At 72.3% G+C, this 19,833-nt stretch carries 12 protein-coding genes; 6 read left to right on the forward strand and 6 right to left on the reverse strand.

All coding sequences use genetic code 11. The features are described 5' to 3' along the window. The first annotated feature begins 112 nt into the window (after nucleotides 1-112). Genes ACWDRW_RS30580 through fxsT form a run of 3 tightly spaced genes read left to right on the forward strand, consistent with a single transcriptional unit; the run spans nucleotide 113 to nucleotide 6,356 of the window. Nucleotides 113-1,570, forward strand: a complete 1,458-nt coding sequence (locus ACWDRW_RS30580; RefSeq protein ID WP_451728518.1) for a VMAP-C domain-containing protein — start codon at nucleotides 113-115, stop codon at nucleotides 1,568-1,570. A 26-nt stretch (nucleotides 1,571-1,596) separates the two neighbouring features. After that, nucleotides 1,597-2,532, forward strand: a complete 936-nt coding sequence (locus tag ACWDRW_RS30585) for an AAA family ATPase (protein ID WP_451728521.1) — start codon at nucleotides 1,597-1,599, stop codon at nucleotides 2,530-2,532. Then, nucleotides 2,529-6,356 carry an FxSxx-COOH system tetratricopeptide repeat protein gene (gene fxsT, locus ACWDRW_RS30590; RefSeq protein ID WP_451728524.1) on the forward strand — a complete coding sequence of 1,276 codons (3,828 nt, stop codon included), beginning with the start codon at nucleotides 2,529-2,531 and terminating at the stop codon, nucleotides 6,354-6,356. The genes ACWDRW_RS30585 and fxsT overlap by 4 nt, the downstream gene beginning before the upstream one ends. Here the strand turns inward: fxsT and ACWDRW_RS30595 are convergent. The 4 genes from ACWDRW_RS30595 to ACWDRW_RS30610 form a co-directional block, all read right to left on the reverse strand. Continuing rightward, nucleotides 6,299-8,077, reverse strand: coding sequence for an HEXXH motif domain-containing protein (locus ACWDRW_RS30595; protein ID WP_451728527.1), 1,779 nt, complete (start codon nucleotides 8,075-8,077; stop codon nucleotides 6,299-6,301). The genes fxsT and ACWDRW_RS30595 overlap by 58 nt on opposite strands. A gap of 218 nt (nucleotides 8,078-8,295) precedes the next feature. Continuing rightward, nucleotides 8,296-8,478: a hypothetical protein gene (locus ACWDRW_RS30600; RefSeq protein ID WP_451728530.1), complete on the reverse strand. Its 183-nt coding sequence runs from the start codon at nucleotides 8,476-8,478 to the stop codon at nucleotides 8,296-8,298. A gap of 23 nt (nucleotides 8,479-8,501) precedes the next feature. After that, nucleotides 8,502-9,620 (reverse strand): effector-associated domain 2-containing protein, encoded by a 1,119-nt coding sequence (locus ACWDRW_RS30605; protein WP_451728532.1) that lies wholly within the window; start codon nucleotides 9,618-9,620, stop codon nucleotides 8,502-8,504. Between the two features lie 34 nt (nucleotides 9,621-9,654). Continuing rightward, nucleotides 9,655-11,898, reverse strand: a complete 2,244-nt coding sequence (locus ACWDRW_RS30610) for a glycoside hydrolase family 9 protein (RefSeq protein ID WP_451728534.1) — start codon at nucleotides 11,896-11,898, stop codon at nucleotides 9,655-9,657. Nucleotides 11,899-12,437: 539 nt separating this feature from the next. Between ACWDRW_RS30610 and ACWDRW_RS30615 the strand changes: the two genes are divergently transcribed. Next, complete coding sequence (locus tag ACWDRW_RS30615; RefSeq protein ID WP_451728537.1) at nucleotides 12,438-14,813, forward strand: SpoIIE family protein phosphatase; 2,376 nt, start codon at nucleotides 12,438-12,440, stop codon at nucleotides 14,811-14,813. 81 nt (nucleotides 14,814-14,894) lie between these two features. After that, complete coding sequence (locus ACWDRW_RS30620; RefSeq protein WP_451728540.1) at nucleotides 14,895-15,587, forward strand: DUF4232 domain-containing protein; 693 nt, start codon at nucleotides 14,895-14,897, stop codon at nucleotides 15,585-15,587. 277 nt (nucleotides 15,588-15,864) lie between these two features. Here the strand turns inward: ACWDRW_RS30620 and ACWDRW_RS30625 are convergent, their stop codons facing one another. Next, entirely contained in the window at nucleotides 15,865-17,646 is a 1,782-nt protein-coding gene (locus ACWDRW_RS30625; RefSeq protein WP_451728542.1) for a ricin-type beta-trefoil lectin domain protein, read from the reverse strand. A gap of 206 nt (nucleotides 17,647-17,852) precedes the next feature. Further along, nucleotides 17,853-18,857 carry a helix-turn-helix domain-containing protein gene (locus ACWDRW_RS30630; RefSeq protein ID WP_451728545.1) on the reverse strand — a complete coding sequence of 335 codons (1,005 nt, stop codon included), beginning with the start codon at nucleotides 18,855-18,857 and terminating at the stop codon, nucleotides 17,853-17,855. A gap of 69 nt (nucleotides 18,858-18,926) precedes the next feature. Between ACWDRW_RS30630 and ACWDRW_RS30635 the strand changes: the two genes are divergently transcribed. Continuing rightward, entirely contained in the window at nucleotides 18,927-19,721 is a 795-nt protein-coding gene (locus tag ACWDRW_RS30635) for a phytanoyl-CoA dioxygenase family protein (protein ID WP_451728548.1), read from the forward strand. Nucleotides 19,722-19,833 lie beyond the last annotated feature (112 nt).

Raw genomic sequence — 19,833 nt, forward strand, 5'->3', positions numbered from 1 at the left:
ATCCCCTTCCGTCAGCGACCGTGGCCCCTAATCTTGTGTCACTGACGATACGAGCGAGTCGTCGGACAGGCGAGGGAGCGCGCCCCGGACGGGGCGTCGGAGGGGGGCCTCCTTGCGCGAGGAGATCGAGGACCGGATACGGCGCGCCGCCGTCGACGTCCTGGTGGGCTGTGACGGTCTGCGCTCGTCCGGGGATCGGGACCAGTTCCTGGATCTGGTGCTCGACCGGCTCGGTCACAACGGGCAGCTCCCCCGCTACTCCATCCCGCGCAAGCAGTACGTCGCCCTGCTGACGTTCTGTATGAACAGCACGCACGGCAGCCAGGGCCTGGCCTGCCTCGCCAAGGTCCTGGACCTGCTGGAACCCGACTCGGCGGAGTCGCTGGTGATGTTCCGGCTCTGCGACGAATGGCGGGCAGCGCACCACCTGCCGGACGAGTTCGTCGAGTCCTGGCCGCTGTTGGCGGAGTCCCTGGGGGCCCTGGCGCTCCCCGAGGAGGAGCGCCCGCGCATGGTGGCACGGGCCACGGAGTCCCGATTACGGACCCCGCCGCCCTACTCCACCACGCCTTGGTCGGACTTCCTCTACCTGGTGGGCCAGAACACGGCGCCGCAGGAGGTGCCGCCCTGGATGGCGTACCTGGACGAGGCGGCGACCTGGATGGACACCGCTGTGCGCCACGAGATCCACGCGCTCAACCGACGGCGCGCCGTGCGGTGGGAGTTCGGGGACACCCTCGACCGCAGGCGGTACGGCAGAACGGTGGAGCGGCAACCGGCCCCGCACGACGAGCACCTCGCCATCCGGATCATGCCCGCGCCCTTCGACGAGGGCCACTACACGGTGTCGTACTGGTTCCACTCCGATGCCCGGGGACCGGACTTCGAGGGCCGCCGGGACACCGCGATGATCCCCTTCGCCGATCTCCAGCACACGGTCAGCGGGGTGATCTCCGAGGTGGAACGCGCCGAGGGTGACCGGCCGGGACAGCTGCGCCTGGAGTTCGTGCTCCCCGTGGAACTGATCAACCTGCCGGTCGAGTCCTGGCCCCTGGACGCCGCCGAGGACCCGCGGCTGCAGCTCGGCGTGAGCTATCCGGCGGTGGTGATCCGCAGCCTGGACCGGCTGCTGGACCAGCGCTGGCACCGCCGATGGCGGCTGCGCTGGCAGAGACTGGAGCAGGAGCCGACGGCCGGTTCCGTCTACATGAGCGTCCCCGACGGCAGCCCGCACCATCCCGACCGGGTGATGGCCGGTCTCTCGGACGACGAGCATGTCGCGGTCGTGCTGAGCGAGCCCCCCGAGGAGGGCCGCGCGGACGGCTGCCATGAGTTCATGACCGCGCTGCGCACGGGATATCCGGTGGTCGTCTGGCACCGCACCAGCGAGTCGACGACGGAGTTCCGCCAAGTGCTCGGCGAACTGTTCGCCGGCGGTGTCGCCGATCTGCTGCCCCGCGTCACCCGCTTCCGCCGGCAGGCCGCCGCCCTCGACTCGGGCGCGCCCGAGCACCACATCGGCCGGCACCTCGCCGTGCTGTGGGACGACCCCGACCGCAAACCGTTGTGACCGCGCAGCGCAGGGAGGAAACCCCCATGGACTCTTGGTCGCTCTACCGGGGCACGGGCGTCCCGCTCGACCCGGCCGAGCGGGACCGCCGCTGGCCCGCCCCGCCGCCCTGGCGCGTCTACTCCGGCGGACCGGACGAACCTCCGCCGCCACCGGGCGACGAGGCGGCCGACCGAGTCCTCGGCAGCGCGCGGACCCCGCGCACTCCCGACCCCGACGAGGTGACCCGGGTCAACACAGCGCTCCTGCTGCGCCGCCCGCTGCTGGTCGAGGGCGGTCCGGGCACCGGCAAGTCGGCGCTCGCCCACCGCATCGCCCGGGAACTGGGCCTGGGTCCGGTGCTGCGCTGGCCGATCACCGGCGCCAGCACGCTCGGCGAGGGCCTCTGCGGCCCGGCGGGAGCGGGCACGGTACGGCTGGGCCCGCTGGGCACCGCCCTGCTCCCCCGCCGATTACCCCGTGTCGTCCTCATCGACGACCTCGACCGGGGCGGCTTCGACCTCCCCGACGAACTGCTGGCCGTGCTGCACGACGGCGAGTTCACGATCCCCGCGCTCCTGGGCTCGGCGGGCACCTCGGTGCACACGTGCGAGCCGGGCGGCACGGCGACGGTATACGACGGGTTCGTACGGTGCCACGAACCGCCCTTCGTCGTCGCCACCACCGGCGGTGAGCGCGACCTGCCGCCCGGCTTCCTACGGCACTGCGTCCGGCTGGAGTTACGGCCGATGGCACGGGACGCGCTGGCCGGCCTCGCCCGCTCCCGGTTTCCCGACCTCCCCGACCGTCTTTTCGATCCCGTGGTCGACCTGGCCGTAGAACGTCACGTCCCCGCCGGGCGGCTCCTCGACGCGCTGCACCTCGCGGCCACGGGTGCCCTCGGCGCAATCCGGGAAGGGGACGAGGAAGGGATCGCGGCCCTCGACACTCTCTGGCAACGGGCCGCCATGGAGGGGCCATGACGGCCGCGCGCTGGACGGACATCACCGACCCGCAGGGCATCCTGCGGGCCTTACGGGGGCTCCGCGCGCAACGCGGCGCACCGGCGTGGGACGTGGTCGTCGCGGTGGACCCCGACCCCGGTATGGCGGTGTGGCACGACACGGCCGCGGAGTTCGCCGAGTTGCTGAGGCGCTCGCGGGCCTTTCGCCGGGTGGACCGGCGCGGTCTGCGCCCACTTCCGCCCGCCCGGCCGTCCCCCGCGCGGCTGACCCTGGTGGTCACCGACGGCAACGCGCCCGGCTGGCGCTCCGGGACCCGGGCGCACGTCCTGCACCGGTGGGCGGGCACGGGCGCCCTGGCCGTGGTCCATCTGCTGCCGCATCAGGCCTGGCCGGAGTCCGGCGTGCCGACCTGGCCGCTGTCGCTGCGGTCCGCGGGACCCGGCGCGCCGAACCGCGGCCACGTCACCCGGCCGCGGCAGCTCGGCCTCGGCGCGCCGGAGGACAGCCGCGCGTACCATCCGGTTCCGGTGCTGGAGCTGACCCCGCGCGGCCTGGCGTCCTGGGTACGGCTGATCACCGCGCCCCGGGGCACCTGGACCCGGCTCCCGCTGACGTTCGCGGCCCCGCGCGAGGAAGGTCCAGCGCACACCGAGAACCCCGCCCAGCCCGACGTGACGGCCGCAGAACGCGTCGCCTCCTTCCGCCGCTCGGTCCCGCCCGAGGTCCTGCGCCTCGCCACGCTGCTCGCCGCGGCGCCCCTCGCGGTGCCGCTGATCGGACAGGTGCTGACCCGGCTGCGCCCGGGGGCCCGGATCGCCGACTTCACCCAGCTGCTCACCCATGGGCTCGTCCACCCGCTCGCCGACCCGCCACCCGCGACCACCGGACCGCGCCTCGCCTACGACTTCGCAACCGACGTCCGGGGGGAACTGCTGGCCGCCGGACGCACCGAGGAGCTGCGCCAGGTCGTCGGCCTCGTGAGCGCGGGCCTCGGCCCGGCGGCCCACCGCCTGTGGCAGGTGCCCGAGCTGCTGGCCGGCCGGAACCCCCCGCGACCGCTCACGCCCGACGCCGAGGCCCGCGCCTGGGCCGAGCCGCAGATCGCCGTACTGCACGCCCTGTCGGGTCCGCACGCCGCCCAGGCACGGGAGCTGGAGGTCATGGCCTCCGCCGTCCGTGAGGCACCACGGATCCACGCCGCCCGAGCCATGACGCCGGGCCAAAACCCCTTGAGCGCCCCGCCCCCTTCGCACCTGCGGAAGCAGGAGGACCAGGTGAACCAGCCGAGCAACGCACCGCAGCCGCGCACCGACGTTCCGCCGGGCGCGTCCCCGGGTCCGGCCGACCGACGCGGCAACCCGGCCGTGTGGGGCAACGTGCCGCAGCGCAACCCCAACTTCACCGGCCGCGAGGAGCTGCTGGACGCCCTGCACCGCAGGCTCCGCAAGGAGCAGGCGACCGCGGTGCTGCCCAACGCGCTGCACGGAATGGGCGGGGTGGGCAAGACGCTGCTCGCCGTGGAGTACCTCTACCGGCACCTCGGGGACTACGACCTCGTCTGGTGGATCTCCGCCGAGCGCACCGCGCAGATCGCGCTGTCCCTGACGGAGCTGGCACCGCGGCTCGGTCTGGAGGCGGGCAGCGAGGCGACCTGGTCGGTGACCGCGGTTCTGGAGGCGCTGCGGCGCGGAGAGCCGTACGACAACTGGCTGCTGGTCTTCGACAACGCGGACAGCCCCGAAGCCGTACGGCCCTACTTCCCCTCCGGCGGCCCCGGCAACATCCTCGTCACCTCACGCAATCCGCAGTGGGCGAGCGTGGCCAAACCGCTCGAGGTGAACGTCTTCCGGCGGGAGGAGAGCGTCGACCTGCTGCGCCGGCGCGGCCCGGACATCACCGACGACGAGGCCGACCGCCTGGCGGAGGCGCTCGGCGATCTCCCGCTGGCCATCGAACAGGCCGCGGCCTGGCGGGCCGAGACCGGGATGCCCGCGGACGAATACCTGCGCCTGCTGGACGAGAAGCAGGTCGACCTCTTGGGCCTGGCCGCACCCCTGGACTACCAACTGCCGGTCATCGCGGCCTGGAACGTCTCGCTGGACCAGCTGGAGGCGAAGAACCCGGCGGCGATGCAGCTGCTGCAGTTGTGCGCGTTCTGCGCGCCGGAGTCGATCTCGCGGAATCTGTTCGCGGGACGTCCGGGTGCCTCGATCACCCCTGAGCTCGACGCGGTCCTGCGCGACCCGATCCGCCTCGGCCAAGCCATCCGGGAGATCGGCCGGTACTCACTCGCCCGGTTCGATCTCCGCGCCAGCTCCCTCCAAATACACCGGCTCGTCCAGACCGCCCTGATCTCCCGCATGACGGAGGTCGAACAGCGACGCATGCGGCACGGCATCCACGCGTTGATGTCGGCCAACGATCCCAATGACCCGCACAACGCCAACCACTGGCCCCGCTACGCCGAGCTGTACCCGCACCTGATCGTCTCCGAGGCCGTCGGATCGGCCGACCCGTACGTGCGCACACTGATCATCAACGAGGTCCTGTACCTACTGCGCTGGGGAAATTTCGAAGCCTCGCTTCAACTGGCCCGTTCCGCCTACGAGTCCTGGCGTCAGGACGGCGGTGAGGACGACGCCAAGACGCTCGAAGTGTCCAAGTGGATGTCAGCCGTGCTCTGCGCCATGGGCCGCTACACCGAGTCGGCGGCCGTCAACGACCGGGTGCTGGATGCCTATCGGCGCACCGTCGGCGAGGACCACGAGGACACACTCGACGCGCTCGGCAACGTGGCCATAGACCGACGCGTCGCGGGTGACTTCGCGGCCGCGCTGGAGCTCTCGGCGTCTGTACACAAGCGCTATGTGCGGCTGCTCGGCGAGGAGGACCCCGAGTCCCTGCGGGCGGCCCATAACCTGGGGGTCAGCCTCCGGCTCGCCGGGCAGTTCGCACGGGCGCGGGAGCTGGACGCTCGGACGTGGCACAGCAAGCAGCAGCTCTACGGCCAGGATCACGTGGTGAGTCTGGTGACCTGGCTCAGTCTGATCCTCGACATCCGGGAACTGGGCGACTACCACACAGCCCTCACCTCTCAGCGCGAGCTGACCGAGCGTACGACCCGGCTGCTCGGGCCCAACAACCCTTTCACTCTCTCCAACCACCGGCATCACGCGGTCGCGTTGCGCAAGGCCGGACGGCACGAGGAAGCGCGGGCCATGGCCGAGCGTTCCCAGTCGGCCCTGGTCAGCCGGTACGGCGAGAACAATCCGGGCTCTATGGCCTCGAACCTGGAGCTGTCGATCGACCTGCGGCACGCGGGCGAACTCGCCACCGCCCGGGACCTGGGCGCGCGCATCCACTCCCAATATGCCGACACCTACGGCCCCATACATCCACACACCCTGTCGGCCGAGGTCGATCTCGCGGTCACGCACCGGCTACTCGGCGACGCCGAAGCCGCGCACGCCATCGACGAACGAGCCCTCGCAGACCTTCGCCGCGTGCTCGGGGAACGCCACCCCTCGGCACTGGTGTGCGCGACGAACCTGGCCAGTGATCTGTACGCCCTAGGCGAGTGCGAAGCGGCCCGGGATTTGGACGAGCAGACCCTGGCCGCCTCCACGGAGGTGCTGGGCCCGGAGCACCCTTCTACCTTGGCCTGTGCCGCCAACCTTCCATTGGACCTCAGAGCGTTGGGCGAGCGCGAGCAGGCCGAGCGCATGCACAGCACCACTGCGGAGCGACTCAACCGGGTCCTCGGCGCGGATCACCCGGCCGTCCGTCAGGCCGTGGACTGGGAGACCCGCGCGGACTGCGACATCGATCCGCTGCCGTTGTGAGCGCCCTGCCAGACATCGGCCAGCCACTCGGCCAAGTCCGCCGGGGACGGAGTGCGGCCGGAGTTCCGCCTGATCTTCCCGGCGACAGCGCGTAGGAGTTCCGGCCGCTCCGCCACTTCGGGACGACCGAGCGTCAGCCCGAGCCCGCCCCAGGAGGCGGGCCGAGACGTCTCCTCGGCGTACAGCGTCGCGGCCTCGGTCAGGTCGCCCGTCACATACGCCAGGTCCGCCTCAGTGACTCCGTTCGGCCGTTGGGCGCCGTGCCGTGCAGCGGTGAAGGCGTGCGGGTCAAGGATGCGCAGGCGGACCAGGTGCGCGAAGGCGTCCAGACGGCAGCCCGCGGGATCCGTGGAGATGGCCTCAGTCTCCTCCGGCGCGGCGAGCGGTGTCCGTGTGCCGCGTAGCCAGGAGTCCGCGGCCGCCCGTACCACTGCCTCGTCGGGCAGCACATGATGAGCGCGCCAGGCCGCGCGCTGGTGGGCGGCGGCCCGCTCCGCGAGTTGCAGGGACACGACGGGCACCGGATCGGCCTCCCAGGAACGAATGTCGTCGAGCAGACCGCGTACCAGCCTGCGACCGGTCGTGGTCAGTGCGGGGTGGTCGTGGAGGATTTCGAGGGTGGCCCGGGACTCACGCCGCCACAAGGCGAACTCGAAATGGGCGCGTTCGCGCGCGCTGCCGCCGTCGCGGGTGCGGCGGGCCCGCCAGAAGCGGGCGACACCGGAGAACGCGAAGGCTCCGTGCAGGACACCTATCAAGGGCCTCGGGTCGTCCCGCCAGGGCGCGTGGAAGAGGTCGGGGCAGTCGTCGGCCAGGGAGGTCAGGTGCATCAGGCCATTGAGCAAGGTGTGACGAAACTCGTGGATCAAGGTAACCGCGAGCTCCAAACCCGCCTCTTCTTCTGGCACTTGGACGTCCGGCGCGGAGAGCGAGACGCATCCGAACCCCTCGGAAGCCGAGGCACTGCGCGGCCGGAAACGCTCCGCGGACGGCAGGGGCACGATCGAGAGCAGGCCAGCGGCGAGGGCCTCGGCGCTCTCCCGGTGGTCCTCGACCAGTACCGCCCATGCGCGGCCGAGCCCGCGCTCCCAGCGTCGCAGCTGGTCCTCGTCCAGCCGATCAGCTCCTAGGGTACCGGCGACGACAGGGTAGCGCGCCAGGTCGTCGAAGGGGACAGCGAGGGCGAGCCCTTGATGGGCGAGTGTCAATCGGCGCATGGCCGACCACCCCGGCGCGTCCCCACTAACATCCCCCGGCAACCGCACCACCGACCCGCCCTCACGTAGGTCGCGGATCCAAGCCGATTCGTCCTGTGCGCTCACCTCGGCGACGGCGGCCCCCGCCTCGTCGGCCAACCGCGCCCGCCCCAGACACGGTAGGAGGACCGCACCATCGTGCACTGGAACGAGGATCCGGAAGTCAAGTCCGGCGAGGACGGCACCAGCGGCGGCGAGCGCATGCAGTCGGCCCACCTCGGACCAAAGTGGCGAGTCGCTCTCCTCCGTACCACGCAGCCGTCGCAACACATGAGCCGCCCACAGCCCTGTCTGCGGATCCATCAGCAGCCGGTGCACCACCTCGGGGCTACTGCATTGCGCCCGCGCGAGCAGATCCCACGCCTCGCGCACTGCGTTGAGGTCGCCGACCATGCCCGGATTTGCGGCGACCTCGTCCACCAGCACGCGCAGCAGCAGAAGACGCCGACTGTACTCGGCGTCCAAAAGGGTGCGTGTCGCCCGTACATGTTCCCCAGTGGAGCAGAGCAAGGCGAAGGAAACGTCGTCGAGACGGTGGGGTCTCAAGTCCTCTGATTCCTCGACGGCTTCACAACACGTGCCCACGAACGCATCCTCACCCACGGTGTCCACAGCCTCGGACCGGTCGGGTCCGACGTGCAGCGCAGATTACCGGCCAGACTGGACGGTGAGTCGCTTATCGGTCAACTGGGCTCGCTGCCGCCCCGCGTACTGAACGGCCGCTCCACGCTCGTCAGCAGCATCTCCATCGCGGGTCGCAGTGCGGCTCCGCCGATCCGGGGAAGTTCGTCCAGGGAAAGGTGGGACAGCCGGGGCAGCCAGGATTCGACGCTCGCGGGCTCCGCCGCATCACGGGACTCGTACATTGTGCCGTTATACCGCAGACGGCTCACGCGGACGCCCCGATGAGCAACCGGTGCGCCGTTTCCGCCTCCGCGCTCCCCCCGGCGCACAACAGCAGCGCCTCCGCCAACTCCACCAGGGCGCCCGGGCGGCGGGCGCAGGTGCGGAGGATGCTGATGGTGTCCAGGCGGGGGCGGCTGTGGCGGGGGATCGCGGCCCGTACGCCGATCCGCAGGAGGCCGAGGATCTCCTCCCGACCGTGGGGTTCCACGAACTCCTCCACCGCCAGCAGGGCGTCCGTCAGGGCGCGGAGGCGGTCGGCGGTGAGGTCGGCGTGCGAGGGGGCCGTCGGCTCGGGGCCGCCCCGGGACAGCAGCTGGCCCTCGTCGCCGTCCCAGGTCCGCGACCACACGTAGGTGGGGGTCTGTGCCGCGCGGCCCTCCGCCCGCAGTCGGGTGAATCTCTCGCGCAGGCGGTCCATCACGACGCCGGGGTCCGGCGGCCAGCCGGCGTCGGCCTCCCGCAGCAATGCCAGCGCCTCCCGGCTGAACAGGCCCGTTCCGGTGCCGGCCAGGTTCCTCGCCGCCTCGCCCGGGCGGGCGGCGAACAGGACAGCCTGGTCCCGGGCCGTCCTCGGCATCGGTGTGCCGTAGTCCTCCCGGGGGAGTTGGCGCCGGGACCGCCAGGGGTTGTGGAGGAGCTGGCAGGCGTCGACGAGCCAGATCTGGCGGGGATGGCGGGGGGCCGCGCGGTAGTACGTCAGGAGCGCGTCGAAGTCCAGGTTGAGCGGGTCGTGCACGGTGGCGTCCGCGTAGAAGAGCCGGCGGCGGCCCTCGGCGTCCAGCACGCCGTGGCCGCCCCACACCACCCACAGCAGCTCGCTCTCCTCCGCTGCGACCGTGCGCAGGAGCGTGTGGTGCACGGTGGACCGGTCCGCGCCGAGGACTTTGTACGGCACCTCGGCGACGGCCCGCCCGGGCGGCGCGGACAGCAGCGCCGTGATCCGCTCGGGCGGCACACCCCGTTCGACGAACCAGTCAGCGAACCGCAGCGCGTCGGAGACCGGGCCGTCGAGGGCCCAGTCCTTCCCCGCCTCGTAGGCGTCGATACCGACTGCCACGACGGTCGTACGACGGGGATCGGCTTGCGGGACCGGCGAGTTCATGCGCCCAGTGTGCCGCCCGAACGGGCTCAGCGGGTCATCCTTGGTCGGCCACGAAGGAAGCCATCCGGGTGAGCGCCGAGTTCCAGTTGATGGTGTGCTCGTTGGTCGACCAGGACTGGATGTCGTCGATGTAACAGAACTGGCCGACGCAGCCCTGGAGTTTGGACTGGGCGAACGGGTCCTGGATGCTGGAGTTCGGTCCGCCGGCGAGGGTGCCGGCCGGGGGGTTGGGCTGGCTGGGGTCGAGCTGGTGGGCGTACCAACGGGCGTGCTGGTTACGGGAGTTGACCTCGCCGTAGCCGGTCACGTACGAGATGTTGAGCGCGTTGCGGCCGAGGAGGTAGTCCATGCTCTGCAGCGCGCCGTCCCGGTACTTCGAGGCTCCGGAGATGTCGTACGCGGTGGCGATGACCACGGCGTTGTGCAGGATCTGGTGGTTGGAGCCCCAGTCGTAGAGGTTGCCCTCGGGGGCGTACGGCATGCCGTACGGCTGTGACCTGAGCGTGGCCAGGTAGCGGTCGGCGCCCTTGAGGACCGACTGGCGGACCTTGTCCCGGCCGGGGAGCCTGCTCGGCACGGTCGCCAGGTCGAGGCGGGCCGCTGCCGCGGTCCTGGCCCAGTCGTAGCCGAGCGGGCCGAAGATGTCGGCGGTGTGGAGGGGCGAGTTCAGGACGCGGTTCGCGAACTCCCTCTCGCCCGTGGAGAGATACAGCTCGGCCGCCGCCCAGTAGAACTCGTCCGTGACGTTGTTGTCGGCGTAGGTGCCGCCGCCGATGCCGTCGCTCTCGGAGGCGTACCGGTCGGGGTGGGCGAGCGCCGCCGCCCAGGCCTTGCGGGCGGCCGCCAGGGCCTTCGCGGCGAACTCCTTGTCGTACGGCTTGTACAGGCGTGCCGCCTGGGCGGCCGTGGCCGCGAGGTTGAGGGTCGCCGCCGTGGACGGCGGGTGCAGTTCGCGCTTCTGCGGGTCGTCGTGCGGCATCAGCGGCAGGCCGGTCCACTGCTCGTCGTGGATCTTGTGGTGCGCCATGCCCGCCAGCGGCTGTCCTTCGGGAACCTGCATCTTGAGCAGGAACTCCAGCTCCCAGCGGACCTCGTCGAGGAGGTCGGGCACCTTGTTGCCGCTCTCGGGGATGGCGAGGGTGCCGTCGCCGAGCTTGTCGGCGTCACCGGTGCGGGCGTGCAGGGCGCGCTCATAGGTGCTGAGCAGTTCCCATACCGAGATGCCGCCGTTGACGACGTACTTGCCGTGGTCACCCGCGTCGTACCAGCCGCCGGTGACGTCGAGCGTGTAGTCGCACACGCCCGGCTGGCAGGGCACGTTCCCGTCGCCCTGGTTGGGCGCGACGTCGACGTGGCCGGCGGGTCGGGCGTAGCCGGGGCGCAGGTCGTCCCGGATGGCGAGGCCGCTGCGCTGGGTGTAGTAGTACTTCGCCGCGTCCAGGCGCAGCCGCTCGTAGGCGCTCGTGTCGACGTCGAAGGGGCGGCTGGTCTCGCCGTCGGCGACCAGGGTCAGGCCGGTGCCGCGGTTGCGGTAGGCGCCGAAGTCGATGGAGTGGACGTTCTGTCCGGAGGACGCGTCGGTGCCGCGGGGCACGGTCCAGCCGCGCGCGGCCACGGATCCGTCGGCCCGCTGAAGGCGCCAGGGCAGCCGCTCGGTCGCGTCGGTGACGAGGGTGGCGTTCTTCGGTCCGGCGGGCAGATAGGCGACCTGGTTCACGCGCACGCGCGGGCCGGTGTCCGGCTCGTACGGCTCGGGTGCCACACCGCCCAGCAGCGAGGCGTCGTCCATGCAGAAGCGCCAGGGGTCCGCGCTGCCGCCCACCTGGAAGGCGACCTGGGCCTGGGGGGTGTCGACGGGCGAGGTGAAGGTGTACGAGTAGGCGTTCCCGGAGACGCTCAGCTCCGGCGTCACCTCGAACCAGGTGTCGTACGGCGCCGCCGACAGGCCGACGATCGCGCGCACCACGTGCCCTTCGGGCGAACCGTTCGCCGTGAAGGAGAACCGGTACGACTCGCCCTTGACCAGGGTGATGTCGTTCTGGCCGACGGTGGCGTCCCAGCGGTTGGTGGTGCCGCCGGGCACGTCGGCACAGAGCTGCCCCTCGGACAGTTCCGCGGTGACGTTGCTGGTCGTCCACCAGGGCTCGGTGGTGGTGTCGAAGGAGCCGTTCTTCAGCTGTTCGACCTCTTCGGCGCCGGCCTGCGCGGCGGGAAGTGCGGTGAGTCCCGTGGCCAGGAGGGCCGTCAGGGACAGCAGGGCGGTTCTGCGTCGTTTCACGTCTGGGCTCCTCGGAGGAGGTGCGGGTGACGCTCGATGGGAGCGCTCCCAGATGCGGACGCAGGACATGCTTGTGGCAGGTGTGACGCGCCGTCAACGGTCCGGACGGAGTTGCTTTCCCGTCCGGACCGACCCGGACCGCGCGAACGGTTCGGACGCCCCGCTCAGACGCCCGACGCCGTCAACTTGCCGATCCCCAAAGCACCCTGCGGCCCACCGGGGTGCGCGCTGGTCATCGTGGGGCGCGTCCGGGAACCGCAGGCCGGGGTCCGCGAGTGACCGCCGTGGGGATCTCCCTCATCAGGACCCCGAAGTACTCCCAACTGATCGTGAACACACAGATTCCGACGGGCGGGACTCAGTGTCGTCGTACGTCGGGTGGGAGCGCTTGCGCCCCGGGCGGGCAGAACGGCCGGATCTCGACCTTGACTGTTCGACCGCCCGCACAGGGGTTCCCCGTCCATCGGAGGGCCGGACGCACTAGGCTGGAACTCACGTGACCACCGGTCACTGTGAGTGTCCACGTTGGAGTGGCGACGATGAGCCCGCACGACCCGATCGACGACGCCGCGACGGCCCGGGCTGTCATCGACGAACGCGGCACGCTGGTGGAGTGGAACGCCGGCGCACGGCGGCTGCTGGGCTGGCCGGCCGCCGACGTCCTGGGCCGCCCGGCCGCCGAGCTGCTGGCCGACGGCTCCGTACCGGCCCCGGACGGCCCCCGCTGGGACGGCACGGTCCCCCTGCTCCACCAGGACGGCCACCGGGTACGGGTGTGGCTGCTGGCCCACTACCGGCCCCCGCGCGCGGACCGCCCGGCCCACTGGCTCGTGGTGACCCCCCTGGAGGCCGACGCCCCGGACTCCCCCGTCGACCCGCTGGCCACCGCCGAACTCATCCAGTCCCCGTGCGCGGTGGCCGTCTACGACGAGCGGCTGCGGCTGCGCCGGATCAACGAGGCCATGGCCGACGTGATCGGGCTGCCCGAGGAGCGCATCCAGGGGCTCAGGCTCTCCGAGATCGGCGGCAAGGCGCAGAGCGAGGAGCTCGAGGAGCAGATGGCCGGGGTGCTGGCCGTCGGCCGGGCCCGGGACGTGCAGACGTACATGCGCACCGGCGGCGAGGAGCGGGCGCACGCCTGGCTTGTCCGGATGGCCCCCGTCACCGACGCCGACGGCCGGGTGCGGGGCGTGTGCCTGGCCGCCCACGACTTCACCGAGAACTACCTCTCCCGGGAGCGCCTGCAGCTGGTCAACGAGGCCAGCGTGCGCATCGGCAGCACCCTCGACGTCACCCGGACGGCACAGGAACTGGCCGACGTGTGCGTGCCCGCGCTCGCCGACTTCGTCAGCGTCGACCTGCTCGACCCGGACGAGGACGGCACGGGCCCGCCGACGCCCATCGCCGTGCCGGTGGGGCTGCGCCGGGCCGCGCACCGCTCGGTGAACCCCGGGAGCCCGGAGGCGGTGGTCAAGCCCGGCCATCAGCAGCTGTACCCCGCCGAGTCCCCGCAGGCCGCCTCCCTGACGGCGGGCCGCACGGTCGTCGCCTCGGTGCCCTCCGGCGACCTGGACGCCTGGCTGAGCTGGGACCGGGCCCGCGGCGAGCGGGTCAGGGAGTACGGCATCCACTCCACGATGTCCGTGCCGATCCGGGCCCGGGGGCAGACCCTCGGCGTCGCGGTGCTCACCCGGTTCCGGCGCCCGGACCCGTTCACCGACGACGACGTCCTGCTGGCGGAGGAGATCACGGCCCGGGCGGCCGTCTGCGTGGACAACGCCCGCCGCTACTCGCGGGAGCGCGAGACGGCCCTCGCCCTTCAGCGCAGCCTGCTGCCGCGCGGGCTGCCCCGCACACCCGCCGTCGAGGCGGCCTCCCGCTACCTGCCGGCGGCCCGCTCCGGAGTCGGCGGCGACTGGTTCGACGTGATCCCGTTGTCCGGGATGCGGGTCGCGCTGTGCGTCGGGGACGTCGTCGGGCAGGGCATCCAGGCCTCGGCGACCATGGGCCGGCTGCGCACCGCCGTGCGCACCCTCGCCGACATCGACCTCGCCCCCGACGAACTGCTCACCCACCTCGACGACCTGGTGGTACGGCTCTCCGGGGAGACCGGCGGGGAGGACGGCACCGGCGAGGTCGGCGCCACCTGCCTGTACGCCGTGTACGACCCGGTGTCCCGGCGCTGCACGCTGGCCCGGGCCGGGCATCCGTCACCCGTGATGATGCCGCCGACCGGCGGTCCCCGGTGGATCGAGCTGCCCGCGGGTCCGCCGCTGGGGCTCGGGGGGTTGCCGTTCGAGTCCGCCGAGGTCGAGGTGCCCGAGGGCAGCCTGCTGGCGTTCTTCACGGACGGACTGATCGAGAACCGCGAACGCGACGTCGGCGCCGGCCACGCGCTCCTCCTGGACGCCCTCGCGATCCCCTCCGCCTCGCTGGACGAGACCTGCGACCGGATCCTGCACGCGCTGCTCCCGTCCGACGGCGTCGCCGACGACGTGGCGCTGCTGGTGGCCCGTACCCGGGGGCTGCCCTCCGACCGGGTCTCCACCTGGGACATCCCCGCCGACCCGGCACTGGTCGGGCCGATCCGCAAGCAGGTCGTGGAACAGCTCGCCGCCTGGGAGCTCACCGGGGCCTCGTTCACGGCCGAGCTGGTCGTGAGCGAGCTGGTCACCAACGCCATCCGGTACGGCGCCCAGCCGATCCGGCTGCGGCTGATCCATGACGCGGCCACGCTGATCTGCGAGGTGTCCGACTCCAGCCACACGGCCCCGCACCTGCGCCGGGCCAAGACCTGGGACGAGGGCGGCCGGGGGCTGCTGCTGGTCGCCCAGCTCACCCAGCGCTGGGGCAGTCGGCACCATGAGAACGGCAAGACGATCTGGGCGGAACTGGGGATCCTCGACGAGGACTGAGCGGGCGTACGCTCGAAGTGGTTTCTCCCCGCGCACGGCGGACACCCGCCCATGTGACGAACCCTCAGGAGCGTGGAGACCATGGCGAACACGTCCTCGTCCGTGCGTCGGACCGCCCTGCTGGCGGGCTCGGTCGCGCTGCTCGGCGCCCTCGGCGCCTGCGGCGGGGGCGACGGCACGAGCACCGCTCCGCAGGGCGGGTCCACCAGCGGTTCCCCGCGCCCACGGGCGACCACCGCGGAACCGGCGCCGTCCCCTTCCGCGGCCCTGGGCAGCGAACCGGCGTCCTCCCCCTCCGCCACGCAGAACACCGGGCCCGCGTCGTCCTCCTCACCCGCGGGGGCCGCGCAGAAGTCGAGCCGCTGCCACACCGGCGAGCTGCGCGCCGAGGTCGGCCGCATGGATCCGGGAGCCGGGCAGCGGAACTTCCCGATCGTCCTGACCAACACCTCCGCGCGCACCTGCACGGTGTACGGCTATCCCGGCGCCGCCTTCGTCGACGCGTCCGGCGGGCAGCTCGGCCCGGACCCCGAGCGCGCCCCCGACACGCCGGCCCGGGTGACGCTGGCGCCGGGTGACAGCGCCTGGGCGGGTCTGTCGTACTCGAGTCCGGAGATCAGCGGGGCGCGCACGGCCCGTCCGGCGGCCCTGCTGGTGACCCCGCCGGACGAGCGGAAGCCGATCGAGGTGCCCTGGACGGCCGGCGCGGTGCCCGTGTCCGGCAACGCCTCCACGGTGACCCTGACGGTCTTCACGCCAGGCTCGGGGCCGTGAGGTCACGCGACGCGGGCCAGTGGTCCTGCGCGGACGTGCACCCGGGACTCGAAGCCCCGACGTACCTGCCGCGCTCGGGGGCGTGCGATACGCGCGATGCGGGGTGGGGCCCTGACATGCACGCGGGACTGGAGGCCTCGACGTACCTGCCGGGCTCAGGGGCGTGCCATAAACGCGACGCGGGGCTAGGGCCCTGACGTGCACGCGGGACTCGAGGCCCCGACGTGCCTGCCGGGCTCGGGAACCTGGCGTTCGCGCCGGGCTTGGGGCCTTGCGGTCAGCGGCGTCCGTCGCCGTAGCCGCCTCCGCCCCAGCCGTTGCCATTGCCGTTGCCGTTGCCGTCGCCCCAGTCGCAGGCGTACGGGTTCGTGGAGCAGTCCTCGGAGGCCGAGGGGGTCGGCGTGGGCGTCGGAGTCGGGGTGGCCTTCGGGGTTTTCGAGGGCGTGGAGGTGGGCGTCGGGGTCGGTCGGGGGGCCGGGGGCGTCGCGGGGGCGTCCCAGTTGACCGCCTTCAGCTGAAGTTCCGGCTTCGAGGTGTCGATCGCCCAGCGCTGGGCGGCGTCGTCCTTGCGGGTCTTGAGGACCAGCGCGCCCGAGCCGTCGGTGGCGGCGGGTGTCAGGGCCAGCTCCTGGTCCCAGCGCGGGACCAGGGCGCCCGGGAGCGTGAAGTCGTAGCGGACCTTCTTGCTCTGCGTGCAGGGCGCGAGCCGCACCGAGTAGCCGAGGCGGGAGTCCAAGCACAGTTCCGGCTCGGCGGCGCTGCGCAGACGGCCGTCGGTCTCGTACACCCACTGTTGGCCGGCCTGCGCCGAGCATTCCGCGAGTTCCGTCTCCGCTCCCTCGACGATCTTGCCGCCCACGATGCCGACGCACAGCCCGGAAGCGATGTTGTGCAGGCGTCCGGTCAGCGTGCCCTTCGCCGCCTCCTTCGCCCCGGCCCATGAGGGGCCGGAGGTGGGGGTACGGCCGGCCGCCTCCGCGGAGCGGCCCGCGCCGTCCGGGACTCCGCCGTCCTCCGAACCGAGGGCGGACCACAGCACCAGCGGTATGACGACCAGCGCGCCGACGGTCACGAGGGCGACGGTGAGGTTGCGCCGCCGCACCGCGCGCCGGGCGGCCTTGCGGGCCCTGCGACTGCACGACGGCCGGGGCGCGTCGGCCGTCTGCGCCGCGCCGAAGTCCTCCCCGAGCACGGCCGCCGCCTCCACCGGCGCGCTCTCCTCCTCCGCGCGGTACGCCCGGGCCTCCACGTACTCCCGCGCGCCCCAGCCGAGTACCGCCTCGGCGAGGGCGAGACCGAGGCCATGGTTGAAGCAGTCCAGCTGGCCGGCGGTGTCGCTGCAGTGCCGACATCCGTCCAGGTGCGCGCGCAGATCGGGGTCCACGCCGACGCCGCCGCGCCGATACGTGACGTCCAGCAGCCGCAGATACTGGCGGCACTCCTGGTCGGGCGCCAGCTCGCGGTGGACCTGGAGGCACTCCTCGCGCAGCCGGTCGCGGGCGCGGCCGAGTTCGACGCGCGCGCCCTCCTCGTCCAGGCCCAGGAGTCCTGCGGGTGCCCCCAGCGGTTCGGCCTCGACTTCGGTGTGCCACAGCAGACAGCGGGCCGACTGGGGCAGCCGCTGGAAGGCGCCGGACAGCAGTCGGCGGTCGGCCGGCGGCAGCAGCCGCGCGACAGCGCGCTCGCCGTCGGCGGAGCCGGCGAGCAGCTCGGGGTGGAGCAGTTCGCGGCGCTGGTCGGTGTCCCACTCCCCCGCCACCCGCCGTACGGTGACGAGGAGTTGGGGACGCCAGGCGGAGGTCGGACCGGTCTGGCGCAGGGTCTGTCCGAAGAGCCGGGTGAACGCCGCCGTGGTGAGCATGCCCGCGGCGCGGGACGTGCTGGTGCACAGCCGCGCATAGGCGAAGCCCGCCGCCCAGTGCCGGTCCAGGAGTTCGCCCACCGGATGGAGGGCGGGGGACGCTCCCGTCCACTTCTTCAGTTCGGCGCTCAATTGAGCGTCGGTCAATTCAAGGGGTCGGGCGTTCCCTGGGGAATTCGACAAGCCTGCGTCGTGCACGGCGGCATTCCTCCGGAGGAACATGCGGCATTCAAAGGTCCATACCAAGGGGTAGGCTCCGGGCGCGGCTCTTTCGAAGCGTGCGACGCGAGGGAGCGAGGCACACCTTTGCACAGGTCAGCGACAGGGAACAAGAGTTCACGACGTTTTGCGAGTCGGGTGCGACGCGCGGGAAATTGAACTTGTGTCAGTAAGGCATACGGAAATCATCGCGCGGCCGTCCCCTCGTCCGCTCCGACGGCCATTGGACCGTTCATCCGGTAGGCGCCCGGCGGTGTGCCATAGCGTTCCCGGAACACCCGGTTGAAGTGAAAAGGGCTGGCGAATCCGGAGGCCGCGGCGACCCGTTCCACGGAGAGGTCGGTGCCTTCCAGCAGACGGGCGGCATGGCGCAGCCGCGCCTCGCGCAGGGCGCGCATCGGCGGCTGGCCGAGCTGCCGGGTGAACAGGTGGGTGAACCGGGAGGGCGAGAGCGCCACCTGTTCGGCGAGCGAGCGGACGGTGTGCGGGGCGCCGGGATCGGCGACGATCAGCTCCTCGGCACGCCGGATCCGGGCGTCGACACCGGGCGGGGCCGGCTGCTCGCGCGCGGTCGCGGCGGTGAGCAGGACGACCTCCTCCAGAGCGCACAGAGCGAGTTCACGGGCCGCCGAACCGTGCGCGACGGCAACCCGCTCCCCCTCGGCCCACGAGCCGGGCGGCGCACCGGTACCGGTCCACCGGGCATCGGTGTGCATCCGCCGGAACGCGGCCTCGACACGCTCGTACGGCTCCGGGACCCGCGCGGGCGCCACCTTGACACGGCCGTGAGGCGTCTCGGTCCGGCCCCGCGCCGGCTCCGGCCGCGGCGCGACCACGTACACCCCGTCCCCGGCGCCGTACGGTCGCAGCCAGGCCTGCCATGCCGGGCGGGGCGTGCAGTGCGCCCACCAGAACTCCCAGTGGCCGGCTCCCGGTGCGACGCCGTAGCGGTGGGCGACGCCGGGGGCGAGCACGACGAGGTCGCCCGAGGACGCCAGGGTCTCGGTCGCGCCTTGGCGCAGGTGGCCCCGGCCCGCGGTGGTCCAGGTGAACAGCCAGCTGTCGGCGCCACCCGGACGGTGGACGCCGTACCCCGTCGGCTGGTCGAAGCGGCCGACGACCACGAGGCCGGGCGGCGGGGCCGGGTCGCCGGGCCCGGCGGCAGTCCTGGGCAATTGGTCAGCACGCATGGGCATCCTCCTCGCACGGGCGTCCGCCTAGCGTGACGTACGGATGCCCCTGATCGAAGGAGTGGACGCATGACAGCCACGGACATCGCCGCCGGACTCCGGAGGTTCCGTGCGGACGGGTTCATGGTCGCGCGCGGACTGTTCCGCTACGCCGAGATCGACCGGTTGTGCGCGCGGTTCACGGCACTGCGCGCGGCGGGTCCGGTGCCGGGGCATTTCGAGCCGCGCCCGGCGGACGGTGATCCGCTCCGGGAGTATCCGCGGGTGATGCAGCCGCACGAGATCGACGAGTTGTCGCGGGAGATGCTGCTCGACACCCGGCTGCGCGCGGTGCTCGAGGAGCTGCTGGGCGAGGAGGTGCTGGCGGCGCAGAGCATGTTCTACTTCAAGCCGCCGGGGGCCAGGGGGCAGGCTCTGCACCAGGACAACTTCTATCTGCGGGTCGAACCCGGAACCTGTGTGGCGGCGTGGATCGCCTGCGACGAGATCGACCGTGAGAACGGCGGCCTCGAAGTGGTGCCGGGCACCCATCGGATGGAGCTGTTCTGTCCCGAAGAGGCCGACGCGGGCGTGTCGTTCGCGCGGGAGTACGTTCCGCCGCCGCCGGGCCTCCAGGCCGTGCCGGTCGACATGGCGCCGGGGGACGTGCTGTTCTTCAACGGCAGTCTGGTGCACGGCTCCCAGCCGAACCGCAGCGCCGACCGGTTCCGGCGGTCGTTCATCGGCCATTACGCAGGGCGGTCGACCGAGCGGATCGGCGCGTACTACCGGACCCTGTCGATGCGGGGCGAGCGGATCGCGCTGCCGGAGAGCGCGGGTGCCGGTCCGTGCGGCACGGAGTTCGAGCCGCACGGACCGCACTAGTGCCGCGTCAGGCAACCTTTGCCCGTCAAGGAGCGGCGTCCGGTGCGTGCTCTCGGCGTGCCGGGTGCAAGCCCTCGTACTGGATGTACTTGGGCTTGTGCCCGGTGCGGCG

Source organism: Streptomyces sp. NPDC003635, assembly GCF_053587635.1.